Below are 25,469 nucleotides of genomic sequence, written 5' to 3'. Positions count from 1 at the left end.
CACGACCAGTCGAGCACCAGCAGTCGGCAGCAGCAGAGCAGTCCTGGCAGCACCCGCGCGCGGCGCGGGTGCTGCCCGACCGAACTTCCTTGGGGGTAGTGCGGCATGACGCGGAGCAGGACGGGCACGCAACGATGGCGGCGGCGGACGCTCGCGACCACGGTCGCGATGGCGGGGCTGCTGCTGAGCACGGCGGTGACGGCGCTGGCCGCACCGGACCAGTCGGGGTGGCACGGGCTGGGGTGGAACCTGCCCGGCACCCAGGCGCAGCGCTCGGTGGACGGCGGGACCGCCCCGCTGCGCCCGCTGCCCGCGCCGCAGTCGGTCAAGCAGGCGTTGACCACCCCACCGGCGGTGGCCTGGCCCGCGGCCGCGGCCGTCGAGGTCGACCTGGCCGCCACCGCGCGCGCCGCGGGCCCGGCCACGCTCGGCCGGGCCGCGGCGAAGGGCGCCCCCGGTCGGGTCAAGCTCGAAACCCTCGACCGGGCCGCCTCGGACCGGGCGCGCGTGCCCGGCCTGCTCATGACGGTCACCCCGGTGTCCGGTGAGGTGACCGGACCGCTGTCCCTCGACGTCGACTACAGCGCGATCGCGGGCAGCTACGGTGCCGACTACGGGCGCAGGCTGACCCTGGTCGGCTACCCCGGCTGCATCCTGACCACGCCCGACAAGCCCCAGTGCCGCGTGGCCACCAAGCTGCCCGCCACCAACTCGCTGGACAACCACGTCCGCGGCCAGGCCACCCTGCCGACCGCGGTGACCACCACCGGGTCCGGCGACGCCCAGCGCAAGCAGCTCGCGGCGACGCCGATGGTCGTCGCCGCGGTGCCCGAGGCCTCCGGCGGCGGCGGCAACCTGGCCGCCACCTCGCTCTCGCCCGCCGGTTCCTGGAGCGCGGGCGGGTCCAGCGGAGCGTTCACCTACGACTACCCCATCACCCTGCCCGCGCCCCCGTTCGGCAAGGCGCCGGGCCTGTCGCTGGACTACAGCTCCGGCAGCGTGGACGGGGCCACCTCGGCCACCAACAACCAGGCCTCCTGGGTCGGCGACGGGTGGGGCCTGTCGGTGGGCGGCTACATCGAGCGCACCTACAAGTCCTGCGCCGCCGACCTCGGCGGCAACAACGGCCAGACCAAGACCGGCGACCAGTGCTGGGCCACCGACAACGCCTCGCTGTCGCTGGGCTCGGCCAGCGGCCCGCTGGTGAAGGACGCCGCGACCGGTGCCTGGCACCCCAAGAACGACGACGGGTCCCGGGTCGAGCGCCTGACCGGTGCCAACAACGGCGCGCGCGACGGCGAGCACTGGCGGGTCACCACCACCGACGGCACCCAGTACTACTTCGGGCTCAACCGGCTGCCCGGCTGGGTCGCGGGCAAGCCGGAGACCCAGTCCACCAACACCGTCCCGGTGTTCGGCAACAACGCCGGTGAGCCGTGCAACGCGGCCACCTTCGCCGCATCGTGGTGCCAGCAGGCCTACCGCTGGAACCTGGACTACGTCGTCGACACCAACGGCAACCAGATCACCTACTACTACCAGCCCGAGGTCAACCACTACGGCCGCAACCTCAACACCACCTCCGCGGGCACGGCCTACACCCGCGGCAGCTACCTGCTGCGCATGGAGTACGGGCTCAACAGCGGCGTCGGCGGCGGTGCCTACGGCCAGGCCCCGGCCCGCGTCGTCTTCGACACCGCGGAGCGCTGCCTGCCCTCCGGGTCGGTCACCTGCGACCCCGCCCAGCTCACCCCGGCCAACGCGGCCTCATGGCCGGACGTGCCCGCCGACCAGATCTGCAACCAGGGCGCGACCTGCCAGGGCGTCGCGCCGGTGTTCTTCACCCGCAAGCGGCTGACCGCGATCACCACCCAGGTGGCCAGCGGCAGCGGCTGGGCCGACCGCGACCGGTGGAACCTCACGCACTCGTTCCCGGCCACCGGGGACGGGGGCAGCCCGGCGCTGTGGTTCTCCGGGATCACCCGCACCGGCCTGGTCGGCGGCTCGGCCGGCATGCCGCCCACCACCTTCGGCGGCACCGCCAAGTCCAACCGCACCTACGCCAGCCAGAACTACACCAGCCTGTCGCGGTACCGCATCACCAACGTCACCGGGGAGCTCGGCGGCACGTTGACCGTCGACTACTCCGCGCCCGACTGCCAGGGCGGGGCACCGACCCCGGCCACCAACACCACCCTGTGCTACCCGGTGTACTGGTCGCCGGGCAGCACGCCCAACCCGGTGCTCGACTGGTTCAACAAGTACGTCGTCACCGACGTCTACTCCGACGGCCGCACGGTCAACTCGGTGCAGAACCGCACGCACTACGACTACGAGGGCGGCGGCGCCTGGCACTTCGACGAGAACACCCTCGGCGACCCCGCCTACCGCACCTGGTCGCTGTGGCGCGGGTTCGCCGACGTCACCACCACCACGGGCAACCCCGGTGACCCCGCAGGCCCGCGCACAGTCGTCAAGCACCGGTTCATGCGGGGGATGGACGGTGACAAGGCCGCCACGGGCACCCGCTCGGTGCAGGTGACCAACTCGCTCAACGAGTCCATCCCGGACTCCGACCAGCACGCCGGGTTCACCCGCGAGGCCCAGTCGCTGCTCGACGGCAACGTCATCACCACCACGCTGAACGACCCCTGGTCCTCGGCGGCCACCGGCACCGACGCCGCGGGCCTGCGCTCGTTCCTGACCGGCACGGCCACCAGCCGGACCCGCACGTTCATCAACGCCACGAACACCTGGCGCACCTCGCGCAAGGTGACCACCCACAACGACAAGGGCCTGCCCACCGAGCTCCAGGAGGAGGGCGACACCGCCGACCCCGGCCAGACCACCTGCACGCGCACCGCTTACGTCGCCAACACCGCCGCGTGGATCCACTCCTACCCCAGTTCGGTGCAGAAGGTGTCCGGCCAGTGCGCGAACAACCCCGCGGGGCCGGGCAACATCATCGCCGACACCCGCAACAGCTACGACGGCCAGGCCTTCGGCGCCGCGCCGACGGCGGGCAAGACCACCCAGGTCGCGTCGCTGTCGGCGTGGCCGACCGGGGGCGCTGAGGCCTTCACCACCACCAGCACCTCCTACGACGGCACCTACGGGCGCCCGGTGTCGACGACCGACGCGCTCGGCCGGGTGTCCACCGTCGCCTACACCCCCGCCACCGGGCCGGTCACCAAGGTCACCAAGACCAGCCCGCCGGTGACGATCTCGAACGTGCCCACCCCGCTGACCTCGTCCACCGACTACGACCCGGTCTCCGGGCTCCCGGTCACCGAGACCGACCCGGCCGGGTTGCGCACCGACACCGCCTACGATCCGCTGGGCAGGGTGACCGCCACCTGGCTGCCCGGGCACAGCAGGGCCGGTGGTGCCCCGGCGGACGCGACCTTCGCGTACTCGGTGAGCACGACCGCCCCGAACACCACCACCTCATCGCGGCTGCTGGCCAACGGGCAGTACTCGGCGACCTACACGATCATCGACGGCCTCGGCCGCACCGTGCAGACCCAGGAACCCACCTCGTACTCGGCGGGTGGGCGCCTGGTCACCGACCAGTTCTACGACTCGCAGGGCCGCGACTGGAAGAAGCACGACTCCTACTGGAACAGCGCGGCACCCCAGGGGACGCTGCTGGTCGTGCAGGACAGCGCGGTGCCGCGCACGACGGTGAACACCTACGACTCGGCCAACCGCGCCACCCGGTCGGCCTTCCAGCGCAACGGGCAGTTCCAGTGGGAGACGCTGACCACCTACGGGGGTGACCGGGTCACCACGATCCCGCCCCTGGGCGGGACGGCCACCGCCACGGTCAACAACGGCACCGGGCAGCGGACCAAGGTGCTGCTGTTCCACAACCGCCTGAACACCGGGCCCACCGACCCGGCCGACACCACCACGTTCACCTACGACCGCGCGGGCGCGCTGGCCACGGTCACCGACGCCACCGGGCAGAACACCTGGTCGTTCACCACCGACCTGCGCGGGTACAAGGTCGCCCAGACCGACCCCGACACCGGCTCGTCGACCTACACCTACGACAACGCGGGGCAGCTCACCAGCTCCACCGACGCCCGCGGCAAGACCATCGCCTACACCTACGACAACCTCGGCCGCAAGACCGCCTCGTACGACACCAACACCTCCGGTACCAAGCTGACCCAGTTCGTCTACGACACCCTGCTCAAGGGCAAGCAGACCAGCGCGGTCCGGTTCTCCGGCGGCAAGGCCTACGTCGTGGCCGCGGCGGGCTACGACGCCGCCGGGCGCTCCACCGGCAGCAAGATCACCATCCCCAGCGGGGAGACCGGCCTGTCGGGCACCTACACCTTCGGCGTCGAGTACGACCCGCTGACCGGCGCGGTGACCAAGGAGAGCTCACCCGGCATCGGCGGGCTGCCCGCCGAGACCCAGTTCCGCAGCTACAACGCCCTGGGCAAGCCGACCGACCTGTACGCGGCCAACGGCGGGGGCGGGACGGGGACGCACCTGGTCTCGCTCACCGAGTACAACGCCTTCGGCCAGCCGCTGCGGGTCAACCTGGCCGACCAGAACGACCCCAACCAGGTCTCCACGACCTGGACCTACGACGACGCGACCGGCCGCCTGGCCTCCTCGGCGACGGTGCGGGCCACCACCACCGACCAGTGGGTCACCAACCGCGGCTACACCTACACCCCGTCCGGGTCGCTGACCAAGATCACCGACGTCAACGACACCCAGTGCTTCGGCTACGACCACCTCCAGCGCCTCAACCGGGCCTGGACCCCGGCCTCGGGCGACTGCCTCGCGGCGCCCACCACCGCGGGCCTGGGCGGCGCGGCGCCGTTCTGGACCGACTGGACCCACGACGCCACCGGCAACCGGCTGACCGAGACCGACCACACCAGCGCCGGGGACACCACCAGCACCCTCACCTACCCGGCGGCGGGCGCGGCCAAGCCGCACGCGGTCACCTCCGCGACCACCACCGGACCCGGGGGCACCACCACCGACTCCTACACCTACGACGCCACGGGCAACACCCTGACCAGGGCGAAGGGCGGCACCACCCACACCTTCACCTACGACGCCGAGGGCCACGTCGCCACCGCGACCGACAACACCGGCAAGCAGTCCAGCTACCTCTACGACGCCGCGGGCAACCGCCTGATCACCCGCGACCACACCGGCACCACCCTCGCCGTCGGCGACACCGAGCTGTTCGTCGCCGCGGGGACCACCACCGCCTCCGGCACCCGCTTCTACGCCCACGGCGGCACCCAGGTCGCCGTCCGCACCACCGCGGGCCTGACCTGGAAGGTCCTCGACCACCACGGCACCAGCACCGCGACGGTCAAGGCGTCCAACCTGGCCGTCACCCGCCGCTACCAGGACCCCTACGGCAACACCCGCGGCACCGCCCCGTCCTCCTGGTCGGACAAGCACACCTTCATCGGCGGCTACCAGGACACCACGACCCTGGTGCACGTCGGCGCCCGCGAGTACGACCCCACCATCGGCCGCTTCACCTCGGTCGACCCGATCCTGGACCCGGACAACCCCCAGTCCTGGAACGGCTACGCCTACGCCAACAACAACCCCGTCGACCACGCCGACCCCACGGGCCTGTTCTGCGACAGCTGCGAGTTCCTCGCGGGCAAGCCGATGAGCGCTTGGGGCTGCCTGCTGTGCTCGGCGACAGCCCCACCGCCCAGCGCACCCAAGAGCCAGGGCAACACCAGCACCGTCAGCAAGTGCGACTCCTGCAACGGCGGCAAGGGCTGGGCCTCCGGCCACGGCGGCTACCCGGCCAAGGTCGGCAACAACGGCAAACTCGCCCTCGACGTGACCAAGCTCGCCACACCCCCCAAGCTCCAAGACCTGCGCCAGCACTTCTACAACGACCTCGGCGAGTGGTACCCCCTCGTCGACCACGACTACGCCCTCGACCCCCTCCCCGGCTACGAACCCCCGGAGGAGCTCAGCAACGGCACCCGCTGGCTCATCTTCGGAGGCGTCGTCGCAGGCACGATCTGCGCCATCGCCGAACCCTGCGGCGCCATCGCCCTCGGCCTCATCGAAGCCACCGGCCCCCCGGTCGTCGTCGCCCCCGGTGGCCTCGTCGCCACCGCCAAGGGCATCCACATCGTCGACGAGGCCATTTCCGCGGGGACCAAGGCCGAGACCAACGCCGCCAAGGGCGCCAACGCCGCAAGCCGGGCGGAAGGCACCGCCGCTGGTGCAGAGGACATGGTCTCCATCTACCGCACGGTCGACGGCAGGGAGTTCGACGCCATCGCCGACGCAGGCAACAAGTTCACCCTCGGCGCAGGCCAGATGGAAGGCAAGTGGTTCGCGCTGAGCGGGAAGGATGCCGACAAGTGGGGGCAGGTGATGAACGGTGACGACGCCCTGACCATCGAGACCAAGATTCCCAGGAAGTTGTTCGACGAACTGCACCACGAAACTGGCAACTTGGATGGCATCGGCCCTGGGGTCTACGCCGATCAAGGTATGCTCGAACGCATCAACCAGTACTCGCAGAACGTGAGGATCTTCGGTTCATGAATCGCATCGACCACCCGGCCGCCTTCGGTTCCGTCGCCTGGCTCGACGCGACCGAGGGGGGCCGGGTGTCCGGCCCTCCCACCGCGACGGTGTATGCGGCGACCTGCGAGTTCACCACGCAGGAAGGGCAGCGCGAATCCGAGCCGTCCGCTGAGCGGTTGAGCATTCTCCTCCAGCCCGCTGTCCCCGGTGACTGGTCTGCCACAAGGGTCGGCTTCCTGGCCGAGCAGTTGGCGCGCCCCAAGCTCCAAGTGGGCGTTGTCGTCCTCGTCCTCGAAGGACCTCGCACCGTGGGCATCTTGAGGATCACAGAGGTGGTCGACTGAAAGCGCGACTGCTCACCGCAGTCGCCGAGACTCCGCATCTCCGCCCTGTGGAGGGGAGCTTGGTCCCAACCGATCGTTGCGCCAACGTGTTCGAGCGGCAGTTCTTCCACCTCAATTCGCGGGAGGTGACCTCCCGGTCCTCGGGTCCTAACACGGTTCTGCACGCCAACTCGACAGTCTCCGATCACCGGCCCGGACAAGATCATCCCGCGGTCGGCGCATCGACCAGTTGAGACCAAGGGCGTCCCGAGATCCTGTTGTGCCGTTGGCGCAGGGGGAGTGGGTCAGGGGCGGAAGCTGGCGCGGTAGTCGCTCGGGGTGCGGCCGGTGAGGTCCTGGAAGGCGGCGTTGAAGGCTGAGAGTGAGGCGTAGCCGATGCGGAAGGCGATGGTGGTCACGGGGTGTCGGCCGCGGCCAGTTCCTCCACCGCCCGCAGCATCCGCATCCGGCGCGGGGCCGCGCGCCAGGTCATGCCCGTTTCGGTGGCGAAGCGGCGGGCCAGGGTGCGGGGTGCCAGGCTCACCTCGGCGACGTCCTCGAAGCGGACGTCGGTGGAGAGGCGTTTCTCGGTCAGGCGGTGACGCCGGTCGAGCCCGCCAGGTCACCAGCGCGGTCGCCACGACCTGCTCGCCACGAGCCAGCGCGGCCACTCGGGGCCTGCGCGGCGGCGGGCCCGCAGGTGACGTTCGATGCCGTGACCACGACCAGGAACTGCGTGGATTCCTCACCTCACGCCGCGCCGCGCTCTCACTTCTGCGCCAAGCCGAACAGGGCCGCGTCGGCACCGTGTCCGACCAGGCCGTCGATACCCGCGACCTGTGCTCCCGCGAGCCCGCGTCGTCTACCGGGACTGGGCCGAGATCGCTGCCGACCTGGTCGCCATACTGCGCAACTCCGAACGCTCCAGCGAGGTGGGCAAAGGTAAGTTGGGAAGCTCTTGAAGAGATCTCTGCGGCGTTGCGCGGGTGCTGAGAGGATGACCGGCATGGACCTCGCCCGATTGATGGAGGGTCTCGGCACGCGAGGGGTGAGCGTGTTGGTGAAGTTCGACGAGGAGCGGTTGGCCGACAACGGTGACCCGTGGACCGCCGTGCTCACCGGACCGGGTGTGGGTCCCAACGGGTTCATCCGCTACGACGGGGACACGTTGCCGGAGTGCCTGTACGTCGTGCTGAACAAGTTGTGCGACCAGCCTGGGGATTGGTCCTGGCTGCCGGACGACTTCTGACAGCACAGAACCCCGGCCGTGGTGTTGACGTGCCCGGGGCCTCCGGCGAACGGACGCGTGCGCGCTGCCATCGGACGGTGTCGGGAGCGTCAGGGGGACTCCCCCACGTCCGGCCACTTTCCTACCCCACGTCGATCACGTCGTCGCACTGGTCGCGGACCCAGGTGTCGTGGGTGGCGATCACGACGCAGGCTCCTTCGTCGGCCATGGCGCGGAGGAGGGTGACGACCGTGGCGGTGTTGGCGTGGTCCAGTGCGCCGGTGGGTTCGTCGGCCAGGACCAGGCTGGGCTGCTTGACCATGAGGCGGGCGACGGCGACGCGTTGTTGTTCGCCGCCGGACAGCTTGCTCACGCGGTCCTGTTCCCGGTCCGCGAGGCCGACCCGGGTGAGGGCGTGGGCGGCCGCGGCGCGGGCCGGGCGGCCGCGGTGGCCGCGGGCTCGGAGGGCCACGTCGAGGTTCTGGGCGATGGTGGCGTTCTCGACGAGGGCGTAGTTCTGGAAGAGATAGCCGAGGTGGTCGCGGCGGAAGCGGCGGACCGCGCCGGGGCGCAGGCCGGTCAGGGTGGTGCCGTGGAAGGTGATCCGGCCCGCGGTGGGGGTTTCGAGCAGGCCGAGGCAGTTGAGGAGCGTGGACTTGCCCGACCCGCTCGGGCCGGTCAGCGCTGTCAGCCTGCCGCGCTCGACGGTCAGGTCGAGGTCGCGCCAGAGCGTGCGGGGGCCGTAGGCCATGGTGAGGGCTCGGGTGGTCAGCACGGTGGCTCCGTTCGGTGTTCAGGCCTCGGAGGCGCCGTCGCGGACGACGCGGTGGTGGGCTCGGGCCAGGGAGATCAGGACGCCGCCCGCGGTGAGGGCGGCGAGGGTGCCGGTGGCCGCCCACTCGGCGGCACCGAGGGGTGTGGCCTCGAACGGGGCCGGGATGCCCAGGGCGCGGTACTCGTCGAGGTCACGGCCCGCCTTCCAGGCCTGGTAGGGCAACCAGCCGAGGACGACGAGGGTGACCACCGCCTCGAAGGCCAGCAGCGACCGGTGCACGGCGGTGAAGCGCCAGCCGCTCACGTGCCGGGCGAAGATCCACTGCGCGTTGCGGCGGGTGTGGATGAGCACCGCGCCGACGCCGGTGATGAGCAGGACCAGCACGCCTGCCAGGGAGCTGAAGAGGGCCAACCGGAAGTCCTGGAGGATCGAGCGCTGCTCGGCCGCGGCCTGGTCGGCGATGGGCGTGACGCCGACGACGAAGGCGCCGAGGGCCGGGTCGCGGTCGACCGCCGACGTCACCGCGGCGGGGTCTGGGAACAGCACGCGCGCCTGGGAGGCGAAGGCCATGTACCCGTAGTCGGTCAGCAGACCCATCCTCGACGGCAGGTACACCAGGACGGGGTCGGTGGCGAACGAGTTGTCGTCGGATCGGGCTTGCGCGGGGCCGACACCGGCGGAGGTGTAGGTGAACACGTCCGAGCCCGCGGACTTGACCGCCGCGAACGCCACGTCCGGGCCCAGGCTGGGGTTCTCCCGCACCCCCGCCAGCACCTCGTCGCGCCGCCCCCACAGCTGCGGCGGGATGAGCGCGGTCGGCCGGTCCGGCACGAAGGAGGCCCCGTCCGCGAGCCGAACGGGCTGGTCGCGCAGGAAGTTGTCGTTGACGAACACCAGGTCCGAGCCCGCGCCCTGGAGGTACTGGCGCCCGGCCAGCAGCAGGTGCCCGCCCTGGTCCTCGGCGCGCAGCCACGACCCGACCCGCGCGCGGATCGCCTGCTGGTCATCCTGGGACCACACGTTGCCCAGCGACACCTTGGACGTGGCCCCGGCCCGCTGGTAGGCCGCGAACACCTCCGATCGCCTGCCCAGGTCCAGGCCGGTGGAGATCGCCTGCTGCACCAGGACCACGGTCGCGATGACGGTCACCACGCGCAGCACGTAGGCCACCGCGGCGGCCGACCGGCCCGGCAGCTCTCCCTTGACCGCCGCGAGAACCCGCAACCGCATCATCAACAGCAGCACCAGCGCGTGCGCGCAGACGGCCGCCGCGACGAGCGCCGCACCGATGGCCAGTGCCACCACCAAGTACAGCCCGAAGTTGGAGAGTCCGTTGTAGAAGGACAGCGCCCCTGTCGCGGCGACGAGCGCGACCGCCCCCGACCCCGCCCACCACGTCCCGATCTGGCGGAGGTCGTTGCCCAGCAAGCCCCGGTACCCCACCCCGTGCAGCCGGTTCACGCCGTACGCCCTGGCGCCGACGAGAACGCCCGCCGCGGCCACCGCGACCGAGACCAGCACCATCATCCCCAGCGCCACCAGTTGGGAGTCCTGGATGAGCAGGTCGCGCGGATCGAGGCTCCACCGCGTGAACGACCGCGTCACCGTCAACCCGTGCGTGGTGAAGAAGCCGGTGAGCTCCGCGGCTTTGCCGTCGCTGCCGAACACGACGTAGCGGCCTGTGGGCTCCCGCTCCCCGGCCTCGTCGAACGGCCGCACGACCGTCCTGGCCGAGTGCGAGAAGTCGGTGTACCGGCCCTGCAACCACTCGCCCGCCCCCACAGCCGGGTCCCCGTCGACGAGGTAGAGCGTGCGCCCCCCGTCCAGCTCCGACGTCATCCGGCCCATGGTGATGTGGTGTTCGAGCGCGAAGCGCTCGACGTCCGCGCGCACCTCGCCTGCCGGTCTGCCCTTGTCCCACGCGCCGACGACCACACCCCCCTGCACGGGGAGCGGTGTGTCCTCGTCCCAGAAGACGAGTGCGGTGAACGCGAGGAAGCACGCGAACACCCAGTTCGCGACCAGCACGAACCTCAAGCTCTTGGTGGCCAAGCTCTGATCCCCCCGAGTGCGGACGAGCCTGCGGGGAGGGCGCCCTCCCCGCAGGTCCGGTCAAACCCACGCTGGAGCTGCTCCTCGGATGTACCCCGGATCCCAGCAGTCACCGATCAGACTCCCCAGTGCGTCGGCGCTCCCCCCGACAGCGACAATAGCGAAGTGAAAACATTTCTGACAACACCCACGCCGTGTGAGCGCTGACGACGGCGGGTGGAATCGGGCGACCAGGTGTTTCGTGCTGTTCCGCGGCATTGGGGTTGTTGGCAGACGCAGATCGTCTGCGGTGAACGCACCTGATGGAGCCGTGGGCGATACTGGGGGTGTGGTCACGGGGTCTGGGGTTCGGCGCGCGTTGTTGATCGCCACTGATCGGCATGAGGACGCGGCCTTCCGGAGGTTGCGGGCGCCCTCGCACGATGCCGCTGCGCTCCGGGATGTGTTGGTGGATCCCGAGATCGGCGGGTATGAGGTTGAGGTCCTGCGCAACGTGCCCGCGCATCGGTTGCGCGTTCGGCTGGACGAGTTCTTCGCGCGGGCGGAGCGGGATGACCTGGTGCTGCTCTACATCTCCGGTCATGGGGTGAAGGACCGGGCGGGGCGGTTGAACTTCGTCGCCACTGACACGCGGCACGACCTGCTGGCTTCGACGGCGGTGACGGCTGAGTTCGTGCGGGTGTTGACGGACCAGACCCGCGCGCAGCGGGTGGTCCTGCTGCTGGATTGCTGCTTCGGTGGGGCGTTCCCGGCGGGGGTGAAGGGGGGCGGGGACGTCGACGTGCTGGAGCAGTTGGCGCGGGAGGGGCGTGGGTGGGTGGTGATGACGGCCTCCACCCGGATCCAGTTCGCCTATGAGCAGAGCGGGGATGAGCTGCGGGGGAAGTCGGAGCCGTCGTTGTTCACGGGGGCGGTGGTGGAGGGGTTGCGGACCGGTGAGGCCGACCTCGGCGGGGATGGGGTGGTCGACACCGGTGAGTTGTTCGACTTCGTGCGCGATCGGGTTCGGGCGCGCAGTGGCGGGAGTCAGACCCCGACGAGCATGCAGCAGGTCGATGGGCCTATCCATCTCTGCCGTGCGCCCTCGGTGCGCACCCGGTCCTTGGCAGTTGTCCCGCCGGGGGTGAGCGCGTCGAGTGTTGCGCCTGAATCGGCCGGTGGGCTCCGGTGGGCGTGGTTCGCGGTCGTGGCGGTGGTGTTCGCAGTCGTATTTGTCGTGATTGTCAATCAGGGTGACGATCACGTCGGGCCGACGGGGGCGACCAGTTCTTCCGCGGTTCCGACCACTGCTGCCGCGACCACCGCTGAAGAGGCGGCCATGGTGCGGATCGAGGAAGCCGACTACCTGGGCCTCCCCGCGCCCGTTGCCATGGACCGGCTGGTCCGACTCGGTGTCGTCGCCGAGGTGCGGGTGCCGGACGGCTACTACCTGCCCCTCGACGAGGGCAGGTGCATGACCACCGGCGTGGGTCCGCGCGGGTTGGTCGCGGCGGGCTCGAAAGTCGCGATCACTGTGGCGGTCGACTGCTTGGGGAAGTTTTAGGAATCGACGCCGTAGCGCGACCGGGGCGGTTATCCGCCCCTGTAGCGTGCACCGCCATGCCGTCAAACAATGCGAAAACGATTACCGGGTATGAACGGGATCGTGTGGACCTGCCTGACCCCGTAGGGGCCTGAACGCGCGCTGGGGAGGGACGCGGCCGGTACCGGATGACTTCTGGTACCGGCCCTTTCACGCCTGCTGGAAGGCGCTACGAAAAGTCGATGGGGAGCCAGGACCAGTCCCCGGGCTGTTCGCGCAGCTTGTTCAGCACGACGTTCAGGCACTCCGGCAGCGTGTCCCCGTCGTAGTCGATGATCCTGATGGGCCCCACAGCGGGTCCGGTGAGGATGACGGTCCACGGCTTGCCGTTGTCGGCCAACCGCTCCTGGTTGAATTGGAGCAGTGTGGCGACCCCTTGGTCGCCGAGGATTTCCATCAGGTCGCTCAGATCGCGCAGGTCCATGGCGACATCCTCGCGCAGGTCCCGTTGTGGTGGACTGGCGGCATGGGCGAGGTCGTGCACAGGGTGGTGGGGAGCCCGTGGGCTCCACGGGTCGTGCGGGATGGGGAGGTGCTGCTGGTCGAGATCGGGGTGGACTTCAACCGGGGGTATGACATCCGGGAGTTCCGCTTTCCGATCACCGTCGAGCAGTTCGACGTCCTTCGGGGGAACCTGGTGCGGCACTTGCTGCTCTGGCGGGTGCTGGAGGACTTGTGCCTGGCGGCGGGGCGCTCAGGGGGAGGAGCCGCGCCGGGGACCGTGGCGGTGCAGCGGGCGATCGGCGTGGTGCTGGGCGGGTCGGAGGACGAGGTTGAGGCGTACTTCGCCCGGGAGGGGGTGGGGTGGCGGCAGCTCATCGCGCACGGGGCTCGGCCGGAGTTGCTGAACGAGGGCAAGCTGTTCGCGGCGTTCGAGGCGGGGGCGCGTGCGATTGGTGATCAGGACCTGGTGTGGGAGTACGACGCGAATCGGGATCGTGCTCGGCGGGGCGTGACCCTCGGGCCGCTCGACACGGCGCTGCTCAAGTACACCGGGCGCTACCTGCACGGCGGGACGGTGCCGCGGCGCGTTCCCGGTGCGGTGGAACCGGAACAGCTCCCCGCGGTGCTCGCGGTGGTGGCGAAGGCCGAGGCGACGTGCGCGGACGTGCCGGATTCGGCGTCGTCGGCGGTGTTCGCCGCTGCGGTGGAGGCTGCTCTCGCCGCGCACGAGCCCGCGTTGGCCGTGGACGCTGTGGCGACGGTGAGCTTCCTCGTTTTCGCGGAAGCGGCTGCTCGGCACCGCGCCGCCGAGCGCGGTCGGGGGTAGGGCCAGGCGCGGGGTCAGGCGGGTTCGTGCTCGGGGCAGTCGGTGCGGAGGTCTGCGAGGGGGAGGGGGAGCCGCAGGAGGTTGCAGTGGTGGGGGGCCGCGGGATCTTCGTAGGTGTCGCGGGCGAAGAAGCGGCAGCTGGTGCAGGTGCGCATGAGGCGGACGACGTTCTGGCGTTGCAGCACCGCGATGGCGTTGAGCAGGGTGTGCAGGGTCGTGGCCTGGTCGGGCTTGGGGGTGGCGTCGAGGGCTGCCAGGAGGGGGCCGTCCCAGGGTTGCAGTTGGCGGGCGATGTCGGCGCCGGTGGGGGTGAGGGTCAGCAGGCGGCGGCGGCCGTCGGGGCCGGGGGAGCGGGTGATGAGGTCCTTGCGCTCCAGGGCGCTGATGGCGTCGGACATCGTGGGGGTGGTGACGTCGAACTCCGCGGCCAGGGCGCTGACCTCGCGGCGCACGGAGGGGTGGCGGGACAAGGCCAGGACCGCCTGTTGCTGCAACGGGGTCAGGCCGTGTTCGCGGGCGGTGCGCTGGGCCAGGGAGCGCAGGCCGTGGCCGAGCCGTTCGATGGCGTCGGCCAGGCGGCGGTCGAGGGGCTCGCCGTCGCCGGTCTGCTGCTCGGCCATGCCCACCGCCTCGTCCGGGACCGCTCGCCGGGGATCGTACCCGCGGGGGCGGGTGGGCCCGCCCGCCCCCGCGAGCGCGATCACGCGGACTTGGTGAGCGCGACCTTGGGGAAGTCCACTGGCACGGCCAGGGCCACGTTGACGTAGTTGGTGAACAGGTTCAGCGCGACGTGCGCGAGCAGTTCCACGACCTGCTCGTCGTCGAAGCCCGCGGCGCGCAGGGCGGTCACGTCCTCGTCGGTCACCTGCGCGCGGTCCTCGACGAGCTTGGCGGCGAAGGCCAGGGCCGCTGCGGTGCGCGGGTCGTGGGAGTGGCCTGCCTGCGCTTGGGCCATGTCCTCGGCGGAGACGCCCGCCTTGCGGCCCAGGGCGGTGTGCGCGGCCAGGCAGTACTCGCAGCTGTTGCGGTCGGCCACGAGCACGGCCACCTGCTCGCCGAGCCGCGCGCCCAGCGTGCCGCCGCCGAGGGCGCCGAAGCCCGCCCACATCATCTTCAGGGCCGCGGGGGAGTTCGCGACGGCCCGGAACATGGCGGGCGCGGTGCCGAACGCGCGGGTGATCTCGGTGAGCAGGGCGGCGGCCTCACCGTCGGCGGTCTTGGGGTCGACGAGCGCGATGCGGGACATGGTCGTTCTCCTCGCTGGTTGCTGGTCCGGTCGGGGTCCGGTGGCGACGACGTCGACCCTGCCACAAGGTCGGTAGGAGTCCTAACAAGTTCGGTGCGAGGCGCGTCACGTCGACGGGGACGTGGTCGACCAAGCGATTGTGACCAGAGTCACGCCGGTGATTGTGTGAGCAACGGGCGTGCGGGGTTCTTCCCAGGTGTCCATCTCGGACCGGGCGGCGAGGAGACCGTGGGTATGACGAGCAGCGCGGTGGAACTCGACGGCTCCCCGGGGAGAGCCGAGGACCCCGCGGACGGCGACGAGGTCCTGGTGGCCCGCGCCCGCGGTGGGGACGTGGGGGCCTACGAGCGGTTGGTGGTGCGGTATCAGGGTCCGATCTTCCGGTTCGCGGTCCGTATGCTCGGCTCCCGCGCGGATGCGGAGGACGTGACCCAGGAGGTGTTCGTGGCGGCGTGGCGGCGGTTGTCGCAGTTGCAGACCGACGCGGCGTTCTCCGGGTGGTTGTTCCGCACGGCGTCGAACCGGTGCCTCAACCTGATCCGGTCGCGCAGACCGGTGGCGGAGGAGGCCGACGCGGAGCGGTTGCCCGCGGTGGGGGCCTTGGGCGACCCGTCGCGCGCCGCGGAGGCCGGTGCGGGGATGCGCGCGTTGACCGAGGCGTTGGCCGGGTTGTCGCCGCAGCTGCGGGTGTGCTGGTTGCTGCGGGAAGTGCACGGCCGGTCCTACGAGGAGATCGCGCAGGTGGTGGGCGTCAGCGGAGCCACCGTGCGGGGGCGGATCGCGCGGGCGCGCGCCCAGTTGGTCGAGGTGATGTCGCCGTGGCGTTAGAGCCGGACACGCGGGGTTACGCGCTGCCGTGCGGGCGCGACGTGGAGGGGGTGTGGGCCGGGCTCGACGACCCCGACGAGCACCAGCTGAGCTGCCCGGACTGCACGGCGGTCCGGGCGAGCCTGCTGGTGCTGCGGCAGGCGACGGCGGAGCTGGCCGAGGAGGACCTCGAACCCCCGCCGGGGCTGACGTCGCGGATCATGTCCGCGGTGCGGGCCGACCTGCGCCGGGGCGACCGGGTGGAGCTGTTCACCGAGGGCGCGGACACCGCCAGGATCAGCGCCCAGGCCGCCGCGGCGGTGATCCGGTGGGCCGCGGACGGCGTGCCGGGCGTGCAGGCCCGCCGGTGCCGGGTGTCGGAGACCGGGTCGGGGGCGATCGGGGCGGACCTGGAGATCGCCGTGGACGGCGAGCACCTGTCGCCCGCGACCGTGCGGGTGGTGCGCGAGCGGGTGCTGGCGGCGGTCACCGCGCGCATCGGCTGGCCCAACGTCACCCTTGACCTCACCGTGGTCGACCTGCTCGACCCGTGACGCGCTAGGAGGAGAGCCGTGCTGACTGTGGCAGTTCCGCCGGTGGAGGCCACCGCGGGCACCGACAGCCGGTGCACGTGGGCGGTGGGCACACCCGTGCTCGCCGCCTTGGCGGCGGACGCGGCCGCCGGGGTGGCCGGGGTGGTCCGGCTGGAGGTGGGGGTGACCGACCTCGTGGGCACCGTGGTGCACCAGGCCAGGCTGCGGCTGGCGGGGGTGACCCCCGCCCCCGCCGACGGCGTGCGGGTGCGCGTCGACCAGCGCGACGGCGGGGTCGAGGTCGAACTCGACCTCGCGGTCGACGGGTTCGACCAGGTCACGGCCGTGGCCAGGGCGGTGCAGCGGGCCGTGCGCGACCGGGTCCTGCACGCCACCGGCATCCGCCTGCGGGCGGTGGCCGTGTCCGTGCTGACCATCACCGACAGGGGTGCGCCGTGACCGCCCGCACCGAGGCCGTCGACGCGATCCTCGCGGCCCTGCGCCACGTGCCCGGGGTGCGGCCCGCCGCGCCCGTCACCGGGTCCTGGGTGCCGTTCGAGGCCGACGCGTTCGCCATCGACATCGATGACCGCGGCATCACCGTCCACCTCGTCGTCCTCGCCTTCCCGCTGGCGCCGCTGCTGGCGACCGCGGGCGAGGCCGTCCGGGAGGCGGTGCGCGGCACCGCGTGGGAGGCCGCCGACATCCACCTGGTCGCCGCCGACGTGGACAAGGCCGCCTTCGACCCCTCGGAACCGGGCGAGCTGGACCGCACGGTCGGCGCCTGACACCGCCCGTCGCGGCGCGACGAGTCGCGGAATGGCGAACGGGCCCGGCGCCGCGGATGCGGCGTCCGGGCCCGTGGCTCGGTGGTGCGGGCTTACTTCTTGAAGACGCCCTTGACCTTGTCGACGGCCTCGCCCACGGCGTCCTTGACGTCCTCGACGGCGTCCTTGAGGCCCGCCTTGGCCTGGTCGGACTTGCCCTCGGCCTGGAGCTCCTCGTCACCGGTGACCTTGCCGGTGGCCTCCTTGGCCTTGCCGCCGAGGTCCTCGGCCTTGTTGCTGATCTTGTCGCCCAACGACATGACGCTCTCCTCCTGCTCGGCGGCGCTCGTGGTCGAGCCCCGTGCACCAGCTAGGACACCGGGGGCAGGCGGTTCGTCACGGGCTCTGATGCGTGATGGCGCTCACTCGCGGTGAGCACCCGATGGTGACGGGGGACACACGAATGAGGTCGTGACGTTCTGCGCGATGGCCGTGTCCTACCGGTGTGGACGTCGAGCGGAGCCCGCTCGGCCCCGTAGTCAGCCCGCTGCGCGGGAAGCCATCGCAAGGAGGAGGAACCATGACCGCCCCCACGAAGAACACCGCCGCGTCGAGCCAGGTCGCCACCACCGGCGGCAAGCTGTCCTCCGACCACGGCACCACCACGATCGCCGACACCGTGGTCGCCAAGGTCGCCGGGCTCGCCGCCCGCGAGGTGTCGGGGGTGTTCGCCCTCGGCGGCGGCATCTCCCGCGCGTTCGGGGCGATCCGCGAGCGCATCCCGGGCGCCTCGGCGTCGGTGAGCCAGGGCGTGTCGGTCGAGGTCGGGGAGAAGCAGGCCGCGGTCGACCTGGAGATCCTCGTCGAGTACGGGGTGTCCATCGCGGACCTGGCCGCCTCGGTGCGCCGCAACGTGATCACCGCGGTGGAGCGCACCACCGGCCTGGAGGTCGTCGAGGTCAACATCAACGTCTCCGACGTGCACATCCCCGGGGACAACGACGACGAGGACACCAAGACCACCCCCGCCCGGGTCCAGTGACCGGCCCCCGGCTCGACCCAGACGTGATCGCCGCCGCCGTGCGGGCCGCCCCCGGGGTGGCGGACCTGCACGGCGGGCGGTTCGGCGAGGTCGCCACGCTGCTGCCCGGCAGGCGCGTCACCGGGGTGCGCGTGCGCCCCGACGAGGTGACCGTCAGCGTGGTCGGCCGCTACCCGGCCACCGTGGCCGAGATCGGCACGGACGTGCGCGCCGCGGTCGGCCCGCTCGACCGCCCGGTGCACGTCCTGGTGTCGGACTACGCCCCCGCCACGCCCGACGACCCCAGTTCCTGACCACCCCCGATCGGCTCCCTCTCCTCGCGGGCCGTTCGGCACCCAGCAAGGAGATCCCATGTCCTCGTCCACCCTGGGCCTGCTCACCGGTGTGGCGCTCGGCGCCACCGCGGCGTTCGGCGGCTTCGGCGCGTTCCTGATCGTGCTGCTGTTCGGCGCCGTCGGGCTGCTCGTCGGGCGCTACCTCGACGGCAAGCTCGACCTCGCCCAGCTCACCGGCCGGGACAGGGGCTGACCATGCCCACCACCGCGCAGAGCGGCCCGGTCGAACCGGGGGAGCGGGGCGCGCTGACCGTCTCCGGCACCGTCGTCGAGCGGATCGCGGCCCGCGCCGCCCGCGAGGTCGACGGTGTCGGGGGTGCGGCGGGCCGGGTGCTGGGCATCGCCGTGGGCGCCGAGGACCTGGACAACAGCGCCAAGGTCACCGCGAAGGTCGCGGGCGGGACGGCGAGCCTGGACGTGCGGCTGTCGGTGTCCTACCCGGCCTCGGTCGCCCGCACCACCGACGCCGCCCGCGAGCACCTGGTGCGCCGGGTGCACGAGCTGACCGGGCTGGACGTGTCCCGCGTGGACATCACCGTCACCGCGCTGCTCAGCGGCGCCACGACCACCAGGAGGGTCCGGTGAAGCGCCACCCCCGCCGCAGCGCGCCCGCCGCGCTGACCGCGCTCGTCGTCCTCGCGGCCTGCGTGCTCGTCGCCGTGGTCGCGATCCAGATGCTGCTCGGGCAGGCGCCGTGGGTCCGGTACGAGACCGTCGCCGGTGCGCTGCACGGCACCCGGTGGACCGACCTGGCCCCCGCGATCGCGGGCGGGGCCTTCGCCGTGGTCGGGCTCGTCCTCGTGCTCGCCGCCGTGCTGCCCGGCAAGCCCGTCGTGCTGCCGTTGCAGGGCACGCCCGACTCCGGCGCGTCCCGCCACAGCTACCGCTCCACGCTGCGCATCGCCGCCGAGCGCGTCGACGGCGTGGCCAAGGCGAAGGTGTCGCTGTCCCGCAAGCGGGTCACCGTGCGGGTGCGCACCCACCGGATCTCCACCGAGGGCATGGCCGACGCCGTGCGCACCGCCGTGGAGCACCGGCTCGACCAGATCGACCCGGCCGTCCGACCCACTGTCGCGGTCACCGCGCACGCCGAGAGGAGCGCGCCATGACGACCCACAACCGGCCCGCCCGGCTCAACCGCGGCCTGCTCGCGGTCACCGGGCTCGTCCTCGCCGCCGCCGGGGCGTTCGCCCTGGCCACCCACTTCCGCGTCCTGCGGGTGCTCGACCCGGGCACCACCCTGGTCCCGGGCACGCAGCCCCCGCCGACCTGGGTGCTCTACGCCGTCGCCGCCGGGGCGGTCGTCCTGGGGCTGCTGGCGCTGCGCTGGCTCGTCGCCCAGCTCGCCCGCGCCCCGAAGACCCACACCTGGCACCTGGAGGCGGACCCGGGCACCGGGCGCACCGAGCTCCCGGCGAAGACCGCGGTCGAGCCGCTGCTGGCCGAGGTCGGCGCGTACCCGGGCGTGCACGCCGCGCACGGCACCCTCACCGGCACCCGCGCCAACCCCGCCGTGGTGCTGCGGGTGACCGTCGAGCAGGACGGCGACCCCGCCGACATCCGCCACCGCATCGAGACCGAGGGACTGCCCCGGTTGCGCCAGGCGCTGGACCTCGACGAGCTGCCCGCGGGCATCGAGTTCCGCTTCTCCACCAGCACCGGCGCCCGCGCCCTCTGACACGGGCACCCGCCCCTCCCGACCACCGGCGCCCGCGCGCTCGAACCCGCGCGCGGGCGCCGACGTCTCCCCACCGAAGGAGCAGCCATGACCACCAACCTCGTCGGCTTGGCCGTCAAGGCCCGCGGACCCGTCCACCGCACCTTGGCGGGCCTGGGGATCACCCGCGCCGCGCACGGCAAGGTCCTCGGCGGCGTCTGCGCCGGGCTGGCCGCTCGCCTCCCGGTGTCCCCGTGGGTCCTGCGCGCGCTGTTCGCCGCCCTGGCGCTGTTCCCCATCAGCAGCGTCCTGCTCTACCTGGCGCTCTGGCTCGTCCTCCCGCCTGCCTCCGCGCGCCCCGAGCCGCGGCGCTGACGGACAGGCTCTAGCCCCAGCCGGGCCGCGCGGCCGTCGCGCAGGCTCCGGCGCAGCGCGGCCAGGGCCCGGTGCTGGGCGACCCGGATGGCGCCCGCTGTGGAGCCCATCCGCGCGGCGGTCTCCTCCGCGCTCAACCCCACCATCAGCCGCAGCCGCAGGATCTCCTGTTGCGCGAGGGGCAGGACCGCGATCAGCTTCCGGGCCGTGTCCCCCAGTTCGTTCTGCAACGCCACCTGCTCGGGCCCGGGCGCGGTGTCGACGGAGTCCGAGATCTCCCACACCGGGTCCGACCGGTCCCGGCCGCGGGCCCGGTGCACGTCAGCGATCTTGTGCGCGGCGATCCCGTGGACGAACGCCATCACCGGTCGCGTCTCGCGGCGGTAGCCCGGCAGGGCACCGAGCAGGGCCAGGCACACCTCCTGCGCCACGTCCTCCGCGCTGGACTGGGCCGTGCTGCCCACGCCCAGCCGGTTGCGCGCGTAGCGCACCACGTGCGGGCGCACGAGTTCCACCAACCGCGTCAGCGCCGTGGTGTCCCCCGCGCGGTCGCGGTCGATCAACCCCACCAACACCACGTCGAAGTCGTCGTCGTAGGTGTGCTGGTGCGCTCTAGGCCCTCCGACGGGGCTCTCCGCCGACATCACGGCAGGCGTCCGGGTGGCGTGCGCAGTCCCCTGAGCATCCCGACCCCCTCGACGCCGCAGCGGTTTCAAGCGCCCACGTTAGGGCGCCGGAGACGGCGGTGACAACGCTCTGAGCGGCGGTTATGCGGTTCACGCCTGCGCAACGCGCTCCTTGCTCACCTTCGTAGGCAGCCAGTCGCCGATGTGCGCACGATGTTCGGTACTCCGGTGTCCCCATCGGACGGACAGGGCTCAGTCCTGCTCGCGCTGGGCGAGCCTGAGCATGAACTGCCACTGCGGGTCGTGCAGGCGGTCGCCCAGGACCTTCTCCAGCTGAGCCATCCGGTAGCTGATGGTGGTCGGGTGCACCCCGAGCACCTGGGCCATCCCCGCCTGGTGCCCGCGCGCCTGAGCCCACGCGCGCAGCGTGTGCTGCAACCGCCGCTTGCGCGATTCCGGGAGGCCTGCGAGAGCACTGTCGATCGACCGCTCGAACTGCTCGACGAGCATCCGACCGGCCGGGTGCATCAACGCCGTCAGGTGCTCCTCGCACCGGATGACCCCCGCCGGGCGGAGGGCGCCGGTGGTCGCCAGTTCGAGGGCTCGCCTGGCGAGCCGGTGACCGTGCTGGACGTCGACGGGGTCCACCTCCGGGCTGAGGGCAACGCGGAGACCGCTCACGTCCTCGACCTCGGTGAGGATCTTGTGCCCGGTGGGGACGACAAGGCTCGGGGCGGGAGCGCTTTCCAGCGTCAGCACCTCGGCGTCGCACTGGTGCTCGGGCAATCCCTCGCCCGCGAACGCCACAACGACCACCTTGTCAGGCACCACCCAGTGCGCCGCAGCAGCCGCTTCGATGACGCGCTCCCGGGAGGCCGGCTGGGCTCCCAGCAACAACGCGGCCAACGCATCCCGCGCTCCCGACGACGACACGGCGGCCTGTCTCGCGCGATGACCCTCACCGACGACACTGCACAACGCTTCGGTGTAAGCGAAGACTGCGTCCGTCAGTGCTAACAGTTGTCGTTGGTCGACTAGCGAGGTGTCAGTCAGGTTGTGCATGTCTCGCAGGGCTGCGCGAGCCCCGGTGTGGACAGCGGAGAACAAGTCGGTAGCGCTGAGACCGTGTGCGGCGGCGGTGGAACCCATTGCCCGCATGGCAGAAACCCACCGCTGCTGATCCGCACCTGTCTCCGATGCCAGCGCGACACCGTGCTCGACAGCCACCCCTACCGCGGCGCGGAGTTCCCCGGCGTCTGCCTGGCAGCCAGGCGCGCTCGAACGGACAGCCGCGACAACGCTCTCGACCACCACGGGGATCCGGAGCCGCAGGTACTCGGCCAGCGGCGCGTCGAGCACAGCCGGGAATCCTCGGTCCCGCGCCGACATCGCACCTCCGTCACCGCTACCCCTCCTGGTCCGTGCGGTGTACAGACACCGCGCGACGGCGACTCGTCACGCGGACGTGACCGGCGCCACAGTCGGTCCGGCGGTTCCCAGAGGACGGTGGTGGCCCGGGAGCACGCGCCCGGGGCGGCTCGGCGGCCACCCCGGACGCGCGTGTCAGCCGTTTGTGGACTGGGCGCCGCCGCGGTTCGCGGTGGTGTTCGCCTTGCCGCCGCCGAACCCCTGCATCAGGGCGGCGTCAGCGGCGCTGTCCCCGGTGCCGGGGGCCGCCTTGCCGAGGTCACCGATGCCCGCGCCGGTGCCGAGTTGCTTGCCGGACTGGGGCACCGGCGCGCCCGCACCGGGCAGGGGCGGGCGGAACTTGCTGCTCTTCGCGCCGTCGGTGCCGCCCGTCCTGCCGCCGCCCGCGGGGCTGGTCGACCGCGCCGCCGCGGCGGGGTCGTCGGAGTCGGGTGGGGTGGTCGCGTCAGGGGTCACGGGGCCGCCTTCGGGGGTTCGGTGATCGACAGTGTCTTCATCGGCCCGTTCTCGGCGCCGTTACCCCTGATGGGGAGCGGGTGCGGCGGACTGATCCACCTCGGTCGGCATCGCTCTCACTTGCGGTCGGCCGGGGTGGACGGTGCCTAGGGTCGGGCTCATGCGAGCAGTCGAGTTCTCCGAGTACGGCCCGCCGAGCGTCCTGCGGGTGGTGGACGTCCCCGAGCCGCACGCCGGGGCGGGGCAGGTCCGGATCGCCGTGCGGGCTTCCGCGGTGTCGCCGGGGGAGGTCCGCGTGCGGTCCGGGTCGATGCGGGAGGTGCTGGCGGTCGAGTTCCCGTTCCGCACCGGGTTCGACGCCGCGGGGGTGGTGGACGAGGTCGGGGCGGGGGTGCGCGGTGTGCGCGTCGGTGACGAGGTCTTCGGTGCCACGACGACGGCGGAGCGCGGGGCCAACGCCGACTTCACCGTCCTGTCCCTGTGGGCGCCCAAACCCGGTGCCTGGACCTGGGAGGAGGCGGCGGGGGCCACCGGTGCGGTGGAGACCTCCTTCCGGGTCCTCGACCGCCTCGGCGTGACCGCCGGGCAGACCGTGCTGGTCAACGGCGCGGCGGGCGGCACCGGGTCGATCGCGGTGCAGGTCGCGGTCGCGCGGGGAGCCCGGGTGATCGGGACGGCGAGCGAGCGCAACCACGACTTCCTGCGCACCCTCGGCGCGGAGCCGACCACCTACGGCCCCGGCCTGGTCGAGCGCGTCCGCGCCCTGGCCCCCCGGGTCGACGCGGTGTTCGACAGCGCGGGCGGGGCGCTGCCCGACCTCATCCGCCTCACCGGCGACCCCGCCCGGGTCGTCACCATCGCCGACACCGCCGCCGCGGCCCACGGCGTCCACTTCTCCCACACCACACCGGGAACCGCCCTCGGCCCGCCGGACGAGCCCGCCCTGCACGGCCTGGACGCCGCCGTCCGGCTGGCCGAGCAGGGCGGGCTGCGGATCCCGGTCGCCGGGTCGTTCCCGCTCGCGGACGTCGCCGCCGCGCACGAGCTGATCGGGACCGGCCACGCCCGGGGCAAGGTCGTGCTGGTGCACTGACCGGCGCTCAGACCAGCCCCGGCAGGACGAGGACGGCCCACGCCGCGATCGGGCCGAGGCCGACGATCGCGCAGGTGTAGCCGATGACCTGGCGGTAGAAGCGGGTGCGGTCCACCCCCCGGGCGTTGGCCAGCACGAGGGCGCCGTTGGTGGAGAAGGGCGAGACGTCGACGATCGTGGTGGAGATGGCCATCGCCGCGATGACGCCCGCGGCGGGCAGGGCGCCGGTGAGCAGCAGCGGGACCGCCATCGGGATGACCGCGGTGAGGATGGCGGTCGAGGACGCGAACGCCGAGGTCACCCCGACGAGCACGCAGAGCACCAGGACGACCAGCAGCGGCGCGCCGACGCCGACGGCGCCGTGGGAGACCCAGTCGATCGTGCCGGAGTGCTCCAGCACGCCGACGTAGGTGACCATGCCCGCGACCAGCAGGATCGTCGGCCAGCTGATGCCCTCGACGGCCTTGCCGAGCACGTCGCGGTCCAGCAGGGCCAGCACGGCGCCCGCCGCGAGGGCCAGGAAGCCGATCTGCAGGTGGAAGGCCAGGGCACCCACGACCAGGCCGACCAGGGCGGTGAGCGTCAGGCGCTGGTGCCAGGTGACGGTGGTCGGCGCGGTCCGCACGGCCGTGGCGACCCCGCCACCGCCCGCGGGCAGGTCGACCTCGGGGTGCGCGTCGTCGGCGGGGGGCCGCTCGACGAAGCTCTCCTCACCCCGGCGGCGCAGCAGGGCGTAGGTGATCGCGGCGAGCAGCAGGTTGAACCCGAGGCTGGCGAAGAACAGCACCGCGTGCGAGACCACCAGGCCCGACTCGGCGGCGATGCCGAACACCAGCGCCCCGGACACCGCCATCGGGGAGAACGCGCCCGCGTGCGCCCCGCAGATGACCATCATGCCGATCATCAGCGGGCTGATCCGGTGGGCGAAGGCGAAGCTCATGCCGATCGGCACCAGCAGCGCCACGGCCGCGGGGGTGAAGGTGCCCAGCGCCGTCAGCAGGGCGGCGACGACGAACAGCACCCACGGCACCAGGTTCGCCCGCCCGCGCACGAGCCGGACCCCGCCGCGCACGAGCAGGTCGATCGTCCCGTTGAGCTTGGCGACCGAGAACAGGTAGGTGACGCCGACGACGGTGATGAACAGCGAGACCGGGAACCCCGCGAAGATCTCCTTCTCCTCCAGGCCGAACACGAACGTGCCGACGACGAAGGAGGCGATCAGGGCGAGGATCCCGATGTTGATCGGGAGCACGGTGGCGGTGGCGAACACGCCCGCCAGAACCAGGATGGCGACAATCTGCGGTGACATCGTTGTCCTCGGGGGATCA

Annotated in this window: 29 protein-coding genes; 17 read left to right on the top strand and 12 right to left on the bottom strand. The window is 72.1% G+C overall.

The window, feature by feature from the left end; translation table 11 throughout:
* Positions 1-168: 168 nt before the first annotated feature.
* Positions 169-6,564, top strand: coding sequence for an RHS repeat-associated core domain-containing protein (locus BJP25_RS18630; RefSeq protein ID WP_075976258.1), 6,396 nt, complete (start codon positions 169-171; stop codon positions 6,562-6,564).
* Positions 6,561-6,890, top strand: coding sequence for a hypothetical protein (locus BJP25_RS18625; protein ID WP_075976257.1), 330 nt, complete (start codon positions 6,561-6,563; stop codon positions 6,888-6,890). The genes BJP25_RS18630 and BJP25_RS18625 overlap by 4 nt, the downstream gene beginning before the upstream one ends.
* A gap of 284 nt (positions 6,891-7,174) precedes the next feature.
* On the opposite strand, the gene BJP25_RS35060 is transcribed toward BJP25_RS18625, so the two are convergent.
* Together BJP25_RS35060 and BJP25_RS36275 are read right to left on the bottom strand one after the other, a co-directional pair.
* On the bottom strand, positions 7,175-7,288 hold the full coding sequence (locus BJP25_RS35060) for a helix-turn-helix domain-containing protein (RefSeq protein WP_198943550.1): 114 nt from the start codon (positions 7,286-7,288) through the stop codon (positions 7,175-7,177).
* Complete coding sequence (locus BJP25_RS36275) at positions 7,285-7,413, bottom strand: hypothetical protein (protein ID WP_269844555.1); 129 nt, start codon at positions 7,411-7,413, stop codon at positions 7,285-7,287. The genes BJP25_RS35060 and BJP25_RS36275 overlap by 4 nt, the downstream gene beginning before the upstream one ends.
* Before the next feature lie 510 nt (positions 7,414-7,923).
* On the opposite strand from BJP25_RS36275, the gene BJP25_RS18615 reads away from it, so the two are divergent.
* Complete coding sequence (locus BJP25_RS18615) at positions 7,924-8,118, top strand: hypothetical protein (RefSeq protein ID WP_143219169.1); 195 nt, start codon at positions 7,924-7,926, stop codon at positions 8,116-8,118.
* 121 nt (positions 8,119-8,239) lie between these two features.
* On the opposite strand, the gene BJP25_RS18610 is transcribed toward BJP25_RS18615, so the two are convergent.
* Positions 8,240-8,872: an ABC transporter ATP-binding protein gene (locus tag BJP25_RS18610; protein ID WP_075976255.1), complete on the bottom strand. Its 633-nt coding sequence runs from the start codon at positions 8,870-8,872 to the stop codon at positions 8,240-8,242.
* Positions 8,873-8,890: 18 nt separating this feature from the next.
* The gene (locus BJP25_RS18605) at positions 8,891-10,924 is read right to left on the bottom strand and encodes a hypothetical protein (protein ID WP_075976254.1); all 2,034 of its coding nucleotides are present in this window, start codon (positions 10,922-10,924) and stop codon (positions 8,891-8,893) included.
* Between the two features lie 196 nt (positions 10,925-11,120).
* Between BJP25_RS18605 and BJP25_RS18600 the strand changes: the two genes are divergently transcribed.
* Positions 11,121-12,467: a caspase family protein gene (locus BJP25_RS18600; RefSeq protein ID WP_084794163.1), complete on the top strand. Its 1,347-nt coding sequence runs from the start codon at positions 11,121-11,123 to the stop codon at positions 12,465-12,467.
* A gap of 208 nt (positions 12,468-12,675) precedes the next feature.
* Here BJP25_RS18600 and BJP25_RS18595 read toward each other — a convergent pair whose 3' ends face one another.
* Positions 12,676-12,930 carry a hypothetical protein gene (locus BJP25_RS18595; protein ID WP_075976252.1) on the bottom strand — a complete coding sequence of 85 codons (255 nt, stop codon included), beginning with the start codon at positions 12,928-12,930 and terminating at the stop codon, positions 12,676-12,678.
* Here BJP25_RS18595 and BJP25_RS18590 point away from each other — a divergent pair.
* Positions 12,883-13,776, top strand: coding sequence for a DUF6357 family protein (locus tag BJP25_RS18590; RefSeq protein WP_143219168.1), 894 nt, complete (start codon positions 12,883-12,885; stop codon positions 13,774-13,776). The genes BJP25_RS18595 and BJP25_RS18590 overlap by 48 nt on opposite strands.
* A gap of 14 nt (positions 13,777-13,790) precedes the next feature.
* On the opposite strand, the gene BJP25_RS18585 is transcribed toward BJP25_RS18590, so the two are convergent.
* A complete protein-coding gene (locus tag BJP25_RS18585; RefSeq protein WP_233158149.1) occupies positions 13,791-14,480 on the bottom strand; it encodes a MarR family winged helix-turn-helix transcriptional regulator in 690 nt (229 codons plus the stop codon).
* The gene (locus BJP25_RS18580) at positions 14,477-15,022 is read right to left on the bottom strand and encodes a carboxymuconolactone decarboxylase family protein (protein WP_075976250.1); all 546 of its coding nucleotides are present in this window, start codon (positions 15,020-15,022) and stop codon (positions 14,477-14,479) included. Before BJP25_RS18580 ends, BJP25_RS18585 begins: the two co-directional genes overlap by 4 nt.
* A 234-nt stretch (positions 15,023-15,256) precedes the next feature.
* Here BJP25_RS18580 and BJP25_RS18575 point away from each other — a divergent pair, with 234 nt between their 5' ends.
* From BJP25_RS18575 to BJP25_RS18560, 4 genes are read left to right on the top strand one after another with little or no spacing between them, the layout of a single operon-like run.
* Positions 15,257-15,850 (top strand): RNA polymerase sigma factor, encoded by a 594-nt coding sequence (locus BJP25_RS18575; RefSeq protein ID WP_075976249.1) that lies wholly within the window; start codon positions 15,257-15,259, stop codon positions 15,848-15,850.
* Positions 15,841-16,383 (top strand): anti-sigma factor, encoded by a 543-nt coding sequence (locus BJP25_RS18570; protein WP_075976248.1) that lies wholly within the window; start codon positions 15,841-15,843, stop codon positions 16,381-16,383. The genes BJP25_RS18575 and BJP25_RS18570 overlap by 10 nt, the downstream gene beginning before the upstream one ends.
* Positions 16,384-16,401: 18 nt before the next feature.
* Positions 16,402-16,821, top strand: a complete 420-nt coding sequence (locus tag BJP25_RS18565; protein ID WP_233158148.1) for an Asp23/Gls24 family envelope stress response protein — start codon at positions 16,402-16,404, stop codon at positions 16,819-16,821.
* Complete coding sequence (locus BJP25_RS18560; protein ID WP_075976246.1) at positions 16,818-17,150, top strand: hypothetical protein; 333 nt, start codon at positions 16,818-16,820, stop codon at positions 17,148-17,150. The genes BJP25_RS18565 and BJP25_RS18560 overlap by 4 nt, the downstream gene beginning before the upstream one ends.
* Before the next feature lie 92 nt (positions 17,151-17,242).
* Here the strand turns inward: BJP25_RS18560 and BJP25_RS18555 are convergent, their stop codons facing one another.
* Entirely contained in the window at positions 17,243-17,449 is a 207-nt protein-coding gene (locus BJP25_RS18555) for a CsbD family protein (protein ID WP_075976245.1), read from the bottom strand.
* 260 nt (positions 17,450-17,709) lie between these two features.
* Here BJP25_RS18555 and BJP25_RS18550 point away from each other — a divergent pair, with 260 nt between their 5' ends.
* The 7 genes from BJP25_RS18550 (at position 17,710) to BJP25_RS18525 (ending at position 20,538) form a co-directional block, all read left to right on the top strand.
* Positions 17,710-18,171: an Asp23/Gls24 family envelope stress response protein gene (locus BJP25_RS18550; RefSeq protein WP_075976244.1), complete on the top strand. Its 462-nt coding sequence runs from the start codon at positions 17,710-17,712 to the stop codon at positions 18,169-18,171.
* Positions 18,168-18,464 carry a hypothetical protein gene (locus BJP25_RS18545; protein ID WP_075976243.1) on the top strand — a complete coding sequence of 99 codons (297 nt, stop codon included), beginning with the start codon at positions 18,168-18,170 and terminating at the stop codon, positions 18,462-18,464. The genes BJP25_RS18550 and BJP25_RS18545 overlap by 4 nt, the downstream gene beginning before the upstream one ends.
* Positions 18,465-18,522: 58 nt before the next feature.
* Entirely contained in the window at positions 18,523-18,699 is a 177-nt protein-coding gene (locus BJP25_RS35055) for a hypothetical protein (protein ID WP_198943549.1), read from the top strand.
* A 2-nt stretch (positions 18,700-18,701) separates the two neighbouring features.
* A complete protein-coding gene (locus BJP25_RS18540) occupies positions 18,702-19,091 on the top strand; it encodes an Asp23/Gls24 family envelope stress response protein (RefSeq protein ID WP_075976242.1) in 390 nt (129 codons plus the stop codon).
* A complete protein-coding gene (locus BJP25_RS18535) occupies positions 19,088-19,615 on the top strand; it encodes a DUF6286 domain-containing protein (RefSeq protein ID WP_075976241.1) in 528 nt (175 codons plus the stop codon). Before BJP25_RS18540 ends, BJP25_RS18535 begins: the two co-directional genes overlap by 4 nt.
* Positions 19,612-20,184, top strand: a complete 573-nt coding sequence (locus BJP25_RS18530) for an Asp23/Gls24 family envelope stress response protein (RefSeq protein ID WP_075976240.1) — start codon at positions 19,612-19,614, stop codon at positions 20,182-20,184. Before BJP25_RS18535 ends, BJP25_RS18530 begins: the two co-directional genes overlap by 4 nt.
* An 87-nt stretch (positions 20,185-20,271) precedes the next feature.
* On the top strand, positions 20,272-20,538 hold the full coding sequence (locus BJP25_RS18525; RefSeq protein WP_084794161.1) for a PspC domain-containing protein: 267 nt from the start codon (positions 20,272-20,274) through the stop codon (positions 20,536-20,538).
* On the opposite strand, the gene shbA is transcribed toward BJP25_RS18525, so the two are convergent.
* The 3 genes from shbA to BJP25_RS18510 form a co-directional block, all read right to left on the bottom strand.
* Positions 20,478-21,182 (bottom strand): RNA polymerase sigma factor ShbA, encoded by a 705-nt coding sequence (gene shbA, locus BJP25_RS18520; RefSeq protein WP_084794203.1) that lies wholly within the window; start codon positions 21,180-21,182, stop codon positions 20,478-20,480. The two genes, BJP25_RS18525 and shbA, sit on opposite strands and share 61 nt — an antisense overlap.
* 234 nt (positions 21,183-21,416) lie before the next feature.
* Positions 21,417-22,523: a helix-turn-helix domain-containing protein gene (locus tag BJP25_RS18515; RefSeq protein ID WP_075976238.1), complete on the bottom strand. Its 1,107-nt coding sequence runs from the start codon at positions 22,521-22,523 to the stop codon at positions 21,417-21,419.
* Between the two features lie 204 nt (positions 22,524-22,727).
* On the bottom strand, positions 22,728-23,048 hold the full coding sequence (locus BJP25_RS18510) for a hypothetical protein (RefSeq protein WP_075976237.1): 321 nt from the start codon (positions 23,046-23,048) through the stop codon (positions 22,728-22,730).
* A 160-nt stretch (positions 23,049-23,208) separates the two neighbouring features.
* Here BJP25_RS18510 and BJP25_RS18505 point away from each other — a divergent pair, with 160 nt between their 5' ends.
* Entirely contained in the window at positions 23,209-24,141 is a 933-nt protein-coding gene (locus BJP25_RS18505) for an NADP-dependent oxidoreductase (RefSeq protein WP_075976236.1), read from the top strand.
* Positions 24,142-24,148: 7 nt separating this feature from the next.
* Here the strand turns inward: BJP25_RS18505 and BJP25_RS18500 are convergent, their stop codons facing one another.
* Positions 24,149-25,450: an SLC13 family permease gene (locus BJP25_RS18500; RefSeq protein ID WP_198943548.1), complete on the bottom strand. Its 1,302-nt coding sequence runs from the start codon at positions 25,448-25,450 to the stop codon at positions 24,149-24,151.
* Positions 25,451-25,469: the final 19 nt, after the last annotated feature.

The organism is Actinokineospora bangkokensis, from assembly GCF_001940455.1.
Taxonomy (GTDB): Bacteria; Actinomycetota; Actinomycetes; order Mycobacteriales; family Pseudonocardiaceae; genus Actinokineospora; species Actinokineospora bangkokensis.
This window is presented reverse-complemented; position numbering and strand designations above follow the sequence as displayed.